This is a genomic window from Roseiterribacter gracilis (assembly GCA_018332375.1).
Classification (GTDB): domain Bacteria; phylum Pseudomonadota; class Alphaproteobacteria; order BOG-932; family Roseiterribacteraceae; genus Roseiterribacter; species Roseiterribacter gracilis.
Map to the genome: position 1 here is coordinate 1,507,271 of BOPV01000001.1, position 13,451 is coordinate 1,520,721.

Sequence of the window (13,451 nt, forward strand, 5' to 3'; positions counted from 1 at the left end):
TCCTGCAACGTCTGTGATCTTCCTCGCGCTACGCGCGGGCACGATCGCGTGGTGAACCGTGGCGTCGTGGCGGCGAGAAACTTCTACCGCCGGCGCGCACCGAACACGCTGCCGGCGACGCCAAGCACCAGCAGCGCCATACCTGCGAGACGTGCCGTGTCGAACGTCTCGCCTAGCAGCAAGGCCGACGTGCTTGCGCCGATCACCGGCACCAGCAGCGCAAACGGCGCAACCGTCGCGGCCTTGTAGCGCGCCAGCAGCCACGCCCAGGCGCCATAACCGCCCCAGGTCGAAATCACTGCGTTGTAAAAGATCGCGAAGCCCGCGACCGCGAGTCCGTGCGTCTCGGGGATCACGGGCAGATCTTCGAACAACAACGACAGAAGCAACGTCGGCGGCACCGCGAACAGACTCATCCACGAGATCAGCGCGACCGCGTTCACCTGCCCCATCGCGCGCACCATCTGGTTGCCCGACGCCCAGCAGATTGCAGCGCCCATCATCAGAAAGAAGGCGAGCAGGCTGACATCGGCGTTGAGATCCAGCGCGATGAGCACCAGCCCCACGACCGCCAGCAGCATCGCGCCGAACTGTGCCGAGGTCGGCAGCTCGCGTTGCAACAGCGCTGCGAGCAAAATCGTGATCGGCACTTGCGCCTGGATCAGCACCGACGCCAGTCCCGGCGGCATGCCGTGATGAATGGCGAGAAACATAAAGCCGAATTGGCCGCCCAACATCACGACGCCGGCCGCAATCATCAGACGCCACGACACGTTCGGACGCGGCAGAACCAGACAGGCAAGCGCGGCCACGCTGAATCGCAACGCGACGAACAAGAAGGGCGGCAGGTAATCCAGCCCCCACCGGATCGCGACGAAGTTGGTGCCCCAGATGAAGGCGATCATCGTCGCCAGCAAGAGATGCGCGGGCGTCGGACGCGTCGCGTGCAAAGATGGAGATGTCGCGACCGTCGTTGTCATCGGCCGATCCTACCGACGCCGATCGTCAACGCCGCATGCCTTCCGCTCATGGCTAGGTGAGCGGAATCGGATGTGCTCAGGACGGCACGAGCAGGATCAGACCAAACCAGCGCCAGCGATTTTCGGAAACCGGCAAAGTGCAGTTGATGCGCACGAGACCCGGCTCGAACGGTTCGCTGGCACGCAATTCGACGCGCGTCGCCGACGGATGTTCGAGCGTCAAACGCCCCGAACCCGGTGAGAAACAGGCGAGACGATCGAGCGAGCCCGCCGACTCATCGACCGTGAATCCGATTGCAGCACCGGGCGGCAACACGCCGCTGGCCGGAACGATCTCGCGCACCGGAAGTGGCAGGCTGGAAATCGCAATGCGGAACCGGTCGGCATTGCCGACGGCTTCGGTCATGGTGAAGCGCGGCAATTGCCAACGATCGGCACCGTTGAACACGGGGCCCGATTGCTGGCCGAACGCAGCCAGCAAACCGCGTGCTTCCAGCAGTTTCGGCAACGAGGGATGAATCGGCCCTGCCGGCAGCGCCAGCATCGTCGGCATTTGTCCCAGCTCGTCGCGCATGCGCGCCAACGTGCGATTCAGGTCCGCTGCGATCTGCGCTTCGTCGACTTCGGGACCAAGCGAACCAGGCAAACGCGCACCAACCGTGACGCCGCGCGCAGCCAGCGCTTTCAGCTCGGCCCAGCTTGCGAATTCACCGCCGCGATCGAGACGGTCCGGCGTCGCAAAAACCGTCACCGGCAATTTCACCGCCAACAATTGCGGCACGACGTCGGTCAAGGTCGAACGATACGCATCCTCGATCGTGATTGCGACCGCATCGTCCGGCAGCGGCGCGCCGTCGCGCACGGCGCGTGCAACGCGTTCGAGCGGAACGACCGCGGCAGCGTTGGCGCGCAACTGTTGCAGCTGCGCTTCAAATTGATCGAGACGAAGACTTTGCGTCGGGTATGAATCCTCGCCGACGCGCAGATAGGCGACGACCGCGACGCTGGCGTGCGCATAGGCGAGACCGGCCACGTCGAACGCAGCAGCGGCAAGCAATAGCGCGGAAATGCGTCGCAACAGGCGCGGCACGGCAGCAGGTCTCGTTGTCGGGAGGGCCGGACCTGCTATGACATGCCGCCCCGGCTCCGGCCAACCCCATACGTCGAACTGCCCGCGCATACCGTGAATGACGAACTGATCCTTGCGCTCGATTGCGCCACCGACGGTTGCGCCGTTGCGTTGGTGCACCCAAGCGGACAGGCACTGGCGCTGGAATCTGTCGATGCCGAGCGCGGCCAGGCGGAAATTCTGTTGCCGATGGTCGAGCGCGTGCGCGACGCAGCGCATGTTGCGCTGACCGAGGTTGCGCGGATTGCAGTGACGACGGGCCCTGGCAGCTTCACCGGCATTCGCATCGGCCTGTCGGCTGCGCGCGGTCTGGCGCTGACATTGGGCGTGCCGGTTGTCGGCGTCGATTGCTTCGCGGCAATTGCGCATGGCGTACCAGCCGATTTGCGCCCGCACGGCGTGACGGTGGTGATCGAATCCAAACGCGACGCGCTGTTCGCGCAAAGCTTTGACGCAGCACTGACGCCAGTCGGTGACGCGCTCGCGCTGTCGCCCGCGGCGCTCGCCGCGACGCTGACGGTACGCACGATCGTCGGCACCGGCGCTGCACGTCTTGCAGCCGCCGATCCGTCCTTGCAGTTCCTGTCTGCCTATCGCCGGCCCGATCCAGTTTCGTTGGCAGTGCTGGGTGCGCTGGCCGATCCCGCCACCGCACTGGCCCGTCCGCTCTATCTCCGGCCGCCCGACGCGGCGCCGCCGCGCGCCAAGCTCAAGCTTGAACCGCTGGGGCCGGCCTGGCTCGACCTGGCGGCGGCGCTGCACGCGACCTCGTTCGACGCGCCGTGGGATGCGGCCAGCCTGGGTGCCTCGGTCGCCGACCCGACCTCGTTCGGCTGGATCGCGATCGAAGGGGCCCAGCCGGTCGGGCTGGTCCTGGCCCGGGCGCCCGCCGACCAGGCCGAGATCCTGACCATTGCGGTCCGGCCCGAGGCGCGCCGCCGCGGCATCGCCCGGCAATTGATCGAGGCGGCGCTGGCCGAAGCAAAGCAACGCGGTGCCGACTCCATGTTCCTGGAAGTCGCCGCCGGCAATGAACAAGCGGGCGCCCTCTACGATTCCCTGGGATTTGCGCAGGAAGCGATCCGCCCCCGCTACTATGCCGACGGGCAGGACGCACGAATCCTCAAACGGAAGATCGACCGGGTCTAAGTCAAAAATCTTTGCACCCAAGTCGAACTGCATTCATGGCCAAGCATTCAGGGCCACGAGCATTTGCCCCGACTCGGTTGCACTCCATATCGTGCCGATAAGAACGGGGCGACGCGCCGGTGGGCGCGTGATGGGGGGAGCGATGTCAGACGAACGGGGACCCGAACTATTGGCGCTAACGGCGCAGATCGTGGCCGCGCATCTCTCGAACAACAGCGTGCCGTTGCAGGATCTTCCGGGTCTGATCGAACAGATTCACCGCACGCTTGCCGGGCTGAATGGCGGTTCGGCGCCGCGCCGCAGTGAAAAACCGCAGCCCGTCGTCTCGATCAAGAAGTCGGTGATGCCCGACTACATCGTCTGTCTCGAAGACGGGAAGAAGCTGAAAATGCTCAAGCGGCACCTCAAGACCGCCTACGGCATGACCCCCGAAGAGTATCGCGAGCGCTGGAGCCTGCCGGCCGACTACCCGATGGTGGCGCCCAATTACGCCAAGCAGCGCTCGAAGCTGGCCAAGGAAATCGGCCTCGGCACCCGCAGCCGGTCCTGATCTACCCTTCCCGCGCCCGATCTTTCGACTGGGCGGCCCGCCATGATAGGGTCCGGCCCCGCGACCCCGACCGTTCGAGCAGCCCAACCGGCGCGCTTCGCGCCGCGTATCTGCCGTTCCTTTGACCTGTCCTGACGGATTGCCGTTGACCTCGTCCATGCAAGACACCGCCACCGCGACCCAGCCCCTGGGCGAATTACGCGCCGGCAATTTGGAAGTCCGCCTCGCCGACAGCACCGCCGATATCGAGGCGGCGCAACGGCTGCGCTACGACGTCTTCTACGAAGAGATGCAGGCGCGCCCGACGGTCGAGATGCGCGCTGCGCGTCGTGACTTCGATGCGTTCGACGAGCTATGCGACCACCTGCTTGTGATCGATCACGATCAGAAGGGCCGCGACGCCGTCGTCGGCACCTATCGCCTGATCCGTCGCGAAGCCGCCAAGCGCCGTGGCGAGTTCTATTCGCAGAGCGAGTACGACATCACGCCGATCCTGGAATATCCGGGCGGCATTCTCGAACTCGGCCGGTCGTGCGTTGCGCCCAACCATCGCAGCCGTTCGACGATGAACCTGCTGTGGCGCGGCATCGCGGAATATGTCGTGCAGCACAATATCGAAGTGATGTTCGGCTGCGCGTCGCTGCCCGGCATCGATCCGCAGTCGCTCGCGCTACCGCTGTCCTATTTGTACTATTTCAATCTGGCGCCGCCGGCGTTGCGCCCGCGCGCGCTGGCCGAACGCTATGTCGATATGCGCCTGCTCGGCGCACGCGAGATCGATCACAAAGCCGCGCTGGCGCAATTGCCGCCGCTGATCAAAGGCTATCTGCGCCTGGGCGGTTTCATCGGCGACGGCGCCGTCATCGACGAACAATTCAACACGGTCGACGTCGCGATTATCGTGAAGACCGATCTGATCGCCGACAAATACGCCAAGCATTATTCGCGCGTCGTTCCCGGCGCCCGCGAAAGCGGCCTGGTTGCGCAGACCGGCGGCGACGGCCCGCAAGGGCCCCGCTTCGGCGAGGCGCGCGGAGAGCCGGAATGATCGGTTCGCCGATGATGGCGACGGCGCGGCTGACCGCCTATCTGCTGCTGACCTTGATCCTGATGCCGGTGCAGGCGATCGCGCTGCTGTTGAAGCTGCCGATCCGTTTGACGTTGCCGCGCATCTATCACACCTGGTGCCGCTGGCTGTTCGGCCTGCATATCGAGTTGCGCGGAAAGATGGCGCGCGACCGGCCGGTGCTGTTCGTCTGCAATCACAGCTCGTATCTCGACATCATGGTGCTGGGCTCGCTGTTGAAAGCGAGCTTCGTCGCCAAAGCTGAAGTTGCCGACTATCCGTTGTTCGGCTGGCTGGCAAAGCTGCAGCGCACCGTGTTCGTCGATCGTCGCCGCAGCCAGGCGGGCGAACATGCGAGCGAGATTCAGCGCCGCCTCGCCCATCGCGACAATCTGATCATTTTCCCCGAAGGCACGTCGTCGGACGGCAATCGCGTGCTGCCGTTCAAGTCGGCGCTGTTGGGCGTGGCGCAGATCCGCATCAAGAATCGCAAAGGCGTCGAACGCGGCGTCGTTGTGCAGCCCGTGTCGATCACGCCGGCCAAGCTCGACGGCATGCCGCTCGGCCGCAGCCTGCGGCATCTTTATGCCTGGTACGGCGACATGGATATGGCCGGTCACATGTGGACCGCCGCGACGTTGGGCAAGCTGACCATCGTCGTCGAATTTCACGAACCGTTCGAAGTGAAGCCGGGCGAAAGCCGCAAAGAGATCGCCGAACATTGCTGGGACGCGGTTGCGCGCGGCGTGTCGTCGGTAATCACCGGGCACGGCGAAACCAAAGTGCTGCATCACTCGGCGCCGGACGACGACGACGATCCGCACGAAGCGGACGAGCACGAACAGCCCGAACACGAAGCCGCCGCCTGATGTCCGACACGTCGCAGCGCCGCGGGCTCTACGTGAAGACGTGGGGCTGTCAGATGAACGTGTACGACTCGGTGCGCATGGTCGACATGCTGCGTCCGCTCGGCTGGCGTCCGGTGGACTCGGCAGACGCAGCCGACATGATCGTGCTGAACACGTGCCACATCCGCGAAAAAGCGACCGAGAAACTCTATTCCGAACTCGGCCGTCTGCGCGCCGACAAGGAAGCGAGCGGCCGTAAATTGCTGGTGGCGGTCACGGGTTGCGTCGCGCAGGCCGAAGGCGACGAAATTCTGCGCCGTGCGCCGGTGGTCGATCTGGTGGTCGGGCCGCAATCCTATCACCGCCTGCCCGAATTGATTGCGCGCACAACGCGCGAAGCGGGCGTGAAGCTGGTCGACACGGATTTCCCCGCCGACAGCAAATTCGATCTGCTACCGCAGGAAACCGAAGGCCAAGGCACGTTGGCGATGCTGGCGGTGCAGGAAGGTTGCGACAAGTTCTGCAGCTTCTGCGTCGTGCCTTATACGCGCGGCGCCGAAAGCTCGCGCCCGGCCGCGGACGTAATCGCGGAAGCAAAACGTTTGCTGGCGACCGGCGCGCGCGAGATCGTGCTGCTGGGCCAGAACGTCAACGCCTATCACGGCACCGGCCCCGACGGACGCACGTGGAATTTGGCGCGGCTGCTGCGCGAAGTTGCCGATCTCGGCGTCGAGCGGCTGCGCTACATGACCTCGCATCCGCGCGACATGGATGACGAGCTGATCCAGGCGCATCGCGACATCGCGGCCTTGATGCCGTTTCTGCACCTGCCGGTGCAAAGCGGGTCGGATCAGATTCTGAACGTGATGAACCGCCAACACAGCGCCGCCGACTATCTGCGCATCATCGACAAATTGCGCGCCGCGCGCGCCGATCTGGCGCTGTCGTCGGATTTCATCGTCGGTCATCCCGGCGAAACCAGCGCCGATTTCGACGCAACGATGAGGCTGGTCGAACAAGTCGGCTTCGCCGCCGCCTATTCGTTCAAATACAGCACGCGTCCGGGCACGCCCGCCGCGGCGCTTGGCATGCACATCGAAGAAAGCGTGAAAGACGAACGGCTGGCGCGCCTGCAGGACGCGATTGCGCGTGGCGCGTCGGCATTCAACCAGACGACTGTCGGCAAGGTCGTGCCGGTGCTGTTCGACGGTGCGGGTCGCCGTCCGGGGCAGATGCACGGTCGTACGCCGTGGTTGCAGGCGGTGCATGTGACCGGGCCGGCGCGCTTGATCGGCCAGATCGCCGACGTGCGGATCGACGCCGCGCACGCGAACAGCGTCTCGGGAACCGTCGTAACCGCAGATGCAGTTGAAGCAGCATGAGTGACACACCCGCCGCCCGCCGGCTCGAAATCGCCTTCGACGACAATCGTCTTCTGCCGCTGCTCTATGGCGAGCACGATACGCATCTGGTGCGGATCGAAACCCAGCTCGGCGTGCAGATCGCCAGTCGCGGCAATTTGCTGACCATCACCGGCCCGGCCGACGCAGCCGAAACCGCGCGCGCCGCGTTGTTGTCGCTGTGGGACCGGTTGGAACGCAGCCAAAGCGTCACCGCCAACGACGTCGATGCAGCAGTGCGTCTCTCCGATCGCGGCGTCGAACTGCCGAGCGATGGGCGCGGCGGCGTTGCGGTGCCCGAACTGACCATTCGCGCGCGGCGCCGTTCGATTGCGGCGCGCACGGCACGCCAGGCTGCGTATTTCCGCGCGCTGGAACAGAACGAGCTGACGGTTGCGATCGGTCCCGCCGGAACCGGCAAGACCTATCTCGCCGTCGCGCAAGCGGTTGCGATGCTGACTGCCGGTCGCGTCGATCGCATCGTGCTGACGCGTCCCGCGGTCGAAGCGGGCGAGCGTCTGGGCTTTCTGCCCGGCGACATGCGCGAAAAAGTCGATCCGTATCTGCGCCCGATTTACGACGCGCTGTACGATCTCCTGCCGCCTGAACAGGTCGAAAAACGCCTCGTCACCGGCGACATTGAAATCGCGCCGCTCGCCTTCATGCGCGGTCGCACCTTGTCCAACGCCTTCATCATTCTCGATGAAGCGCAGAACACGACGACGGTGCAGATGAAAATGGCGCTGACGCGGCTTGGCGAAAACAGCCGCTTCGTCGTCACCGGCGATTTGACCCAGATCGATCTGCCGCCGGGCGTGCGTTCGGGCCTGCGCGACGCGGTCGAGATTCTCGACGGCGTCGAAGGCGTCGCGATCGTGCGCTTCAACGACAAGGACATCGTGCGTCATCCGCTGGTGGGCCGCATCGTCGCCGCCTACGAGCGCGTCGCGCAAAAGCGCAAAGAGGCCGAGGCCGCACCCAAGGACGACGCACCTTCATGAGTCTGGTGCTGCATATCGACGTCGAGCATGACGGCTGGCGCGAGATGGGTGACGTCGAGACGATCGCGCGCACCGCGATCGAAGCGGCGCTGGCAACCGAACCGCCACAAGCCAAGACGATCGAGATCGGCGCCCGTTTTGCCGACGACGCGATCGTGCAGATGCTGAATCGCGACTATCGGGGCAAGGACAAGCCGACCAACATCCTGTCTTTCCCGCTCGAAGACGCCCCCGCCGCCCCTGACGCGCCGCTTTTGCTGGGCGATCTGGCGCTGGCCTTCGAAACCACCCGGCGTGAGGCCGCGGAAAAACGCATTCCCTTGGCACAGCACGCGACTCACCTTCTGGTGCACGGTACGCTGCACCTGTTGGGGCACGATCACGAAGACGACGAGGACGCGACGCGGATGGAGCGGCTCGAAGTCGAAATTCTGGCGCGGTTGGGTGTTCCTGATCCTTACGAGACCGAGACGGTAGCCTAGATGAACCGGTTGCGTTTCCTGTTCCGCGGCGATCAAGAAGCCGACGAACCGCGCGAAGCCAACAACGAGGCGCAGCGCGACGAAGCCGCCCATGCGCGCGAGCTGATCCAGAACATCCGCGATCTGCGCGACCTGCCGGTCAGCGATCTGATGGTGCCGCGCGCCGACATCGTGGCGGTCGAAGTCGAAACCGCCCGCGACGAGCTGTTGCGCATGATCGCCGAACATCAGCACAGCCGCATGCCGGTGTTTCGCGAAACCTTGGATGACGTGCTGGGCTTCATCCACATCAAGGACGTGATGACGACCTTGGCCGATGGCGGCACGCAGGCTGGGTTCGAGCTGCAGAAACTGTTGCGGCCAGTCAAGATCGTGGCCCCGTCGATGCGCGTGCTGGATCTGCTGCTCGACATGCGCAAGACGCGCCAGCAGCTGGCGCTGGTGGTGGACGAGTTCGGCGGCATCGACGGTCTGGTGACGATTGAAGATCTGATCGAAGGCATCGTCGGCGACATCGCCGACGAGCACGACATCGTCAGCACGCCCGACATGACCGTGCGCCCCGACGGATCGCTGGTCGCCGATGCGCGTGTGTCGATCGAAGATTTCGAAAGCCGCGTGGGCGCGCTGCTGACCGAAGACGAGCGTGCCGAAATCGATACGTTGGGTGGCCTGGTCGTGTCGCTGGCCGGTCGCGTGCCGCCGCGCGGCGAAGTATTGCGCCATCCGTCGGGATTGGAATTCGAAGTGCTGGATGCCGATCCGCGCCGCATCAAACGGCTGCGCGTGCTGAAACTCGACGAAGCCACGGCGCGTCGCACCGGCGACGCCGCTTAATCATGCACGGCGAAGGTCGCGTCGCGCGCTTGGCGGCGCGCGTCGAAGGTTTCAGCGTCCGCAAACATCTGGCCGCTGCCTTTGTCGCCGGTGCGATCTCGACCTTGGCGCTGCCGCCGGTCGGCTTGGCGCCGATTCTGTTTCTGACCTTTCCGTTTCTGTTTCTGCTGTTGCACGCGACCAAGACCGGTCGCGGCGCGTTTTTCACCGGCTGGGCGTTCGGCTTTGGTTGGTTTGCGATCTCGCTCTATTGGATCAGCGCGTCGCTGTTCGTCGATATCAGCAGCTTCTGGTGGCTACTGCCGTTCAGCGCCACGGCGCTCCCCGCCGGGCTTGCAATCTATTGGGCCCTGGCCGCGCGCATCACGCATGTGATCCCGCGCGATCGCGTCTTGGCACGCATCACTGCACTCGCGGTTACGTTGAGCGTCGCAGAATTTCTGCGCGGCCATGTGCTGACCGGCTTTCCGTGGAATCTACCTGGCTACGCGTGGGTCGACTGGTCGCCAGTGATTCAGATCACCTCGGTGATTGGAATTTACGGCCTGACCGCACTGACGTTGCTGGCTGCTTTGTCGCCTGCTGCCTTGATGGTCGGGCGGCGCGCGCCGTTCGGATGCGCGGTGCTGGTCTTTGCGTTGCTGACGTTGTGGGGCGCGCATCGCATCGGCACCGGACCGCATGACGAGGTTGCCAATGCGCATGTGCGCCTGGTGCAACCGAACATCGCGCAGACGCTGAAATGGCAGCCCGACCAACTGCGCGCCAATTTCCAACGTCATCTCGAACTTGCGCGCGAACAGACCGGCCAAGTTCCGAACGTCGTGATCTGGCCCGAAACTGCGGTGCCGTTCGTCATTCAGGACGAACCCGACGTGCGCAACGTGATGGGTTGGGCGACGCCGCCCGGCGGCATCACGATCAGCGGCGCGCTGGGACGCGACGACGAAAAGCGCATCTACAATTCGCTGCTGGCGCTCGACGCCAAAGGCGACATCGTTGCGCGGTTCGACAAGTTTCACCTTGTGCCGTTCGGCGAGTACGTGCCGCTGCGCAGGTTTATCCCGCTCAAAGGCCTGGCCGAAGTCAGCGGCGGTGATTTCGGCAGCGGCCCCGGTCCGCGCACGATTCCGTTGCCGGGTCTGCCCGCTGCCAGTCCGCTGATTTGCTACGAGGTGATTTTCCCCGATGCGGCGGTGGATGCGACTGCGCGACCGGGTTGGCTGCTCAACGTCACCAATGACGGCTGGTTCGGGCACACGGCCGGACCGCACCAGCATTTGGCCATCGCGCGCGTGCGCGCGGTCGAACAAGGCCTGCCTTTGGCGCGCGCCGCCAACACCGGAATCTCGGCCATGGTCGATCCGTATGGGCGGATCACAGCCTCGTTGCCGCTGGGCGAAATGGGCGTGGTGGACGCAAATCTGCCGGCAGCCCTGAACCCGACCCCATATTCGCACCACGGAAACACGATTTTCTGGGCTATTTCGGTTCTGTTAACCGCGTGCAGCTTGACTGGCCTCCGCAACCGGAAGTAGCTCCGGTCTACAACCATTGGCGGTGGGCTATGCAACCTAAGGTTCTTAAGGCGGACGGCACGGGAAACGGGCCAGGAAACGGAATCGTGGCGAAGAGTGGACGACGCGGCGGCCGCGGCGATGACAGCGACGCGCCGAGCCCGATCGACGTCCATGTCGGCACCCGCGTTCGCCTGCGCCGCACCCTGCTTGGCATGAGCCAGGAAAAGCTGGGCCAGGCGATCGGCCTGACCTTCCAGCAGGTGCAAAAATACGAGCGCGGCGCCAACCGCATCGGCGCCAGCCGTCTCTATGATTTGAGCCGCGTGCTCGACGTGCCGATCTCGTTCTTCTTCGACGATCTGCCGGCCGAGGTCGAAAGCAATGACGGCTTCTCGCCGAGCCAGGGCTTCCGCGACGACGCCGGCGACTCGAACCCGATGGCCAAGCGCGAGACCCTCGAATTGGTGCGGGCTTATTATCGGATTCCCGACGCGCAGCTGCGCCGCCGCCTGTTCGACCTGGCCAAGGCGCTGGCGACCACGCCCGCGATGCGTCCGCTGAAATAAGCCGACCGGGCGGGTGCGGCGTTCGCGCCGTCCCGCCCGAGGTCGCTTGACCATCGCAACCTGCGCTGCCCATAAAGCGCGCCATTTCCCTTTGTCCCGGAGTCGGGCCGTGCCGCTCACGAATTACATCTTCACCAGCGAATCCGTCGGCGAAGGTCACCCCGACAAGATCTGCGACCGGATTTCGGACGCGATCCTCGATGCCTTCCTGACTGCCGACCCGATGTCGCGCGTTGCCTGCGAAACGCTGGCGACGACGAACCAGGTCGTGATTGCCGGTGAAGTGCGCGGCCCTGCCTCGATCACACCGAAAGTGATCGAAGACGTCACCCGCGCCGCGATCAAAGACATCGGCTACGAGCAGGACGGCTTCCACTGGAAGAACGCCAAAGTCGACGTGCTGCTGCACGCGCAGTCGGTCGACATCGCGCAAGGCGTTGACGCTGCCGGCAACAAGGACGAAGGCGCGGGCGACCAGGGCATCATGTTCGGCTACGCTTGCCGCGAAACCGACGTGCTGATGCCGGCACCGATTCACTATTCGCACGCGATCCTGAAAAGCCTCGCCGAAGCTCGCCACTCGGGCGCTGCATCGAAGCTGGGCCCGGACGCGAAGAGCCAGATCTCGCTGCAATATGAAAACGGCAAGCCGGTGCGCGCGACGTCGATCGTCGTGTCGACGCAGCACACCGAAGACGCCGATCCGGATGAAGTGCGCGAGATCGTTCGCCCGCACGTGCTGAACGTTCTGCCGAAAGGCTGGATGTGCCCGGAAGATCAGTTCTACGTGAACCCGACCGGTCGCTTCGTGATCGGCGGTCCCGACGGTGACGCGGGCCTGACTGGCCGCAAGATCATCGTCGATACCTACGGCGGTGCTGCGCCGCATGGCGGCGGCGCTTTCTCGGGCAAAGACCCGACCAAGGTCGACCGTTCGGCTGCCTACGCTGCGCGCTATCTCGCCAAGAACGTGGTTGCGGCCGGCCTCGCCGATCGCTGCACGATCCAGCTGTCCTACGCGATCGGCGTATCGCGTCCGCTGTCGGTCTACGTGAACCTGCACGAGACCGGTCAGGTCGATGAGATGAAAGTCTCAAAGGCGCTGCAGGATCTGGTCGATCTCAGCCCGCGCGGCATCCGCACCCATCTCGGCCTCAACAAGCCGATCTATGCGCGCACCGCTGCCTACGGCCATTTCGGCCGTCAGCCCGACGCCGATGGCGGTTTCTCGTGGGAAAAGACGGACCTGGTCGACCAGCTGAAGTCGGCACTTCGCTGAACGAAGAAAAAGCCTCGCTACGACGCGCGGTTTTTTACGGTCGCCGGCAAGCGCGTAAGCTGCCGGCGATTGCGCATGACCTGCTTGCAGGCTTGCTGCCTCGCGTACGTGCAACCGTTCCGCCGGACCTCACCGACTTCGACAGTTGGGAATTGGAAATCGGCTTTGGCGGCGGCGAGCATCTCGCCGCGCGCGCAGCCGCGCATCGCGACGTCGGCTTTCTCGGTGCCGAGCCATTTCTCAACGGCGTCTCGATGCTGCTGCAGGCGATCGATCGCGAGAGCCTGACCAATGTCCGCATCTGGCCGGAAGACGCGCGCCTGTTGCTCGACGCCTTGCCGGACGCGTCGATGTCGCGGATCTATCTTTTGTTTCCCGATCCCTGGCCGAAACGCCGGCACGAAAAACGCCGCTTCCTGCAGACCGAGATGCTGGACGTCTTCGCGCGCGTGCTGAAAAGCGGCGGCGAGCTGCGCTTTGCCTCGGACCATCCAGATCTGATGGACTGGATGCTGGCGCGCGCCGACGCGCATGCCGCCTTCACCGGCGGCCTGGTCGAGGCCGAGGCGATTGGAACCCGCTACGAACGCAAGAACTTGGCCCGCCACCCGGCCCGGTACGCGGCCTATCGGCGGTTCTAACCG

14 protein-coding genes are annotated in these 13,451 nt (G+C 64.7%); 12 read left to right on the plus strand and 2 right to left on the minus strand.

The features are described from left to right. Positions 1–83 precede the first annotated feature (83 nt). Positions 84–980: an EamA family transporter gene (locus TMPK1_RS07465; protein ID WP_420242336.1), complete on the minus strand. Its 897-nt coding sequence runs from the start codon at positions 978–980 to the stop codon at positions 84–86. 76 nt (positions 981–1,056) lie between these two features. Beyond that, a complete protein-coding gene (locus TMPK1_RS07470; RefSeq protein WP_420242337.1) occupies positions 1,057–2,070 on the minus strand; it encodes a polysaccharide deacetylase family protein in 1,014 nt (337 codons plus the stop codon). A 42-nt stretch (positions 2,071–2,112) separates the two neighbouring features. On the opposite strand from TMPK1_RS07470, the gene tsaB reads away from it, so the two are divergent. From tsaB to trmB, 12 genes are all read left to right on the plus strand, one after another. Further along, positions 2,113–3,258, plus strand: a complete 1,146-nt coding sequence (gene tsaB, locus TMPK1_RS07475) for a tRNA (adenosine(37)-N6)-threonylcarbamoyltransferase complex dimerization subunit type 1 TsaB (protein WP_420242338.1) — start codon at positions 2,113–2,115, stop codon at positions 3,256–3,258. 142 nt (positions 3,259–3,400) lie between these two features. Further along, positions 3,401–3,808: a Ros/MucR family transcriptional regulator gene (locus TMPK1_RS07480; protein WP_420242339.1), complete on the plus strand. Its 408-nt coding sequence runs from the start codon at positions 3,401–3,403 to the stop codon at positions 3,806–3,808. 157 nt (positions 3,809–3,965) lie between these two features. Further along, positions 3,966–4,856 carry a GNAT family N-acetyltransferase gene (locus TMPK1_RS07485; RefSeq protein WP_420242340.1) on the plus strand — a complete coding sequence of 297 codons (891 nt, stop codon included), beginning with the start codon at positions 3,966–3,968 and terminating at the stop codon, positions 4,854–4,856. After that, on the plus strand, positions 4,853–5,743 hold the full coding sequence (locus tag TMPK1_RS07490) for a lysophospholipid acyltransferase family protein (RefSeq protein ID WP_420242341.1): 891 nt from the start codon (positions 4,853–4,855) through the stop codon (positions 5,741–5,743). Before TMPK1_RS07485 ends, TMPK1_RS07490 begins: the two co-directional genes overlap by 4 nt. Next, a complete protein-coding gene (miaB, locus tag TMPK1_RS07495) occupies positions 5,743–7,104 on the plus strand; it encodes a tRNA (N6-isopentenyl adenosine(37)-C2)-methylthiotransferase MiaB (protein WP_420242342.1) in 1,362 nt (453 codons plus the stop codon). Before TMPK1_RS07490 ends, miaB begins: the two co-directional genes overlap by 1 nt. Continuing rightward, positions 7,101–8,123, plus strand: coding sequence for a PhoH family protein (locus TMPK1_RS07500; protein WP_420242343.1), 1,023 nt, complete (start codon positions 7,101–7,103; stop codon positions 8,121–8,123). The genes miaB and TMPK1_RS07500 overlap by 4 nt, the downstream gene beginning before the upstream one ends. After that, complete coding sequence (gene ybeY, locus TMPK1_RS07505; RefSeq protein WP_420242344.1) at positions 8,120–8,605, plus strand: rRNA maturation RNase YbeY; 486 nt, start codon at positions 8,120–8,122, stop codon at positions 8,603–8,605. Before TMPK1_RS07500 ends, ybeY begins: the two co-directional genes overlap by 4 nt. Then, complete coding sequence (locus TMPK1_RS07510) at positions 8,606–9,442, plus strand: hemolysin family protein (RefSeq protein WP_420242345.1); 837 nt, start codon at positions 8,606–8,608, stop codon at positions 9,440–9,442. A 2-nt stretch (positions 9,443–9,444) separates the two neighbouring features. Then, positions 9,445–10,980, plus strand: coding sequence for an apolipoprotein N-acyltransferase (gene lnt / locus TMPK1_RS07515; RefSeq protein ID WP_420242346.1), 1,536 nt, complete (start codon positions 9,445–9,447; stop codon positions 10,978–10,980). 29 nt (positions 10,981–11,009) lie between these two features. Then, positions 11,010–11,528 (plus strand): helix-turn-helix domain-containing protein, encoded by a 519-nt coding sequence (locus TMPK1_RS07520; RefSeq protein WP_420242347.1) that lies wholly within the window; start codon positions 11,010–11,012, stop codon positions 11,526–11,528. A gap of 109 nt (positions 11,529–11,637) precedes the next feature. Beyond that, entirely contained in the window at positions 11,638–12,807 is a 1,170-nt protein-coding gene (gene metK, locus TMPK1_RS07525) for a methionine adenosyltransferase (RefSeq protein WP_420242348.1), read from the plus strand. A gap of 92 nt (positions 12,808–12,899) precedes the next feature. Then, on the plus strand, positions 12,900–13,448 hold the full coding sequence (trmB, locus tag TMPK1_RS07530; protein ID WP_420242349.1) for a tRNA (guanosine(46)-N7)-methyltransferase TrmB: 549 nt from the start codon (positions 12,900–12,902) through the stop codon (positions 13,446–13,448). The last annotated feature ends 3 nt before the right edge of the window (positions 13,449–13,451 follow it).

Excerpts from the sequence above, each read along its gene's own strand:
- TMPK1_RS07465 (WP_420242336.1), bottom strand. The coding sequence starts at position 980 with ATGACAACGACGGTCGCGACATCTCCATCTTTGCACGCGACGCGTCCG.
- tsaB (WP_420242338.1), top strand. The coding sequence starts at position 2,113 with ATGCCGCCCCGGCTCCGGCCAACCCCATACGTCGAACTGCCCGCGCAT.
- TMPK1_RS07480 (WP_420242339.1), top strand. The coding sequence starts at position 3,401 with ATGTCAGACGAACGGGGACCCGAACTATTGGCGCTAACGGCGCAGATC.
- TMPK1_RS07485 (WP_420242340.1), top strand. The coding sequence starts at position 3,966 with ATGCAAGACACCGCCACCGCGACCCAGCCCCTGGGCGAATTACGCGCC.
- TMPK1_RS07490 (WP_420242341.1), top strand. The coding sequence starts at position 4,853 with ATGATCGGTTCGCCGATGATGGCGACGGCGCGGCTGACCGCCTATCTG.
- miaB (WP_420242342.1), top strand. The coding sequence starts at position 5,743 with ATGTCCGACACGTCGCAGCGCCGCGGGCTCTACGTGAAGACGTGGGGC.
- TMPK1_RS07500 (WP_420242343.1), top strand. The coding sequence starts at position 7,101 with ATGAGTGACACACCCGCCGCCCGCCGGCTCGAAATCGCCTTCGACGAC.
- ybeY (WP_420242344.1), top strand. The coding sequence starts at position 8,120 with ATGAGTCTGGTGCTGCATATCGACGTCGAGCATGACGGCTGGCGCGAG.
- TMPK1_RS07510 (WP_420242345.1), top strand. The coding sequence starts at position 8,606 with ATGAACCGGTTGCGTTTCCTGTTCCGCGGCGATCAAGAAGCCGACGAA.
- lnt (WP_420242346.1), top strand. The coding sequence starts at position 9,445 with ATGCACGGCGAAGGTCGCGTCGCGCGCTTGGCGGCGCGCGTCGAAGGT.
- TMPK1_RS07520 (WP_420242347.1), top strand. The coding sequence starts at position 11,010 with ATGCAACCTAAGGTTCTTAAGGCGGACGGCACGGGAAACGGGCCAGGA.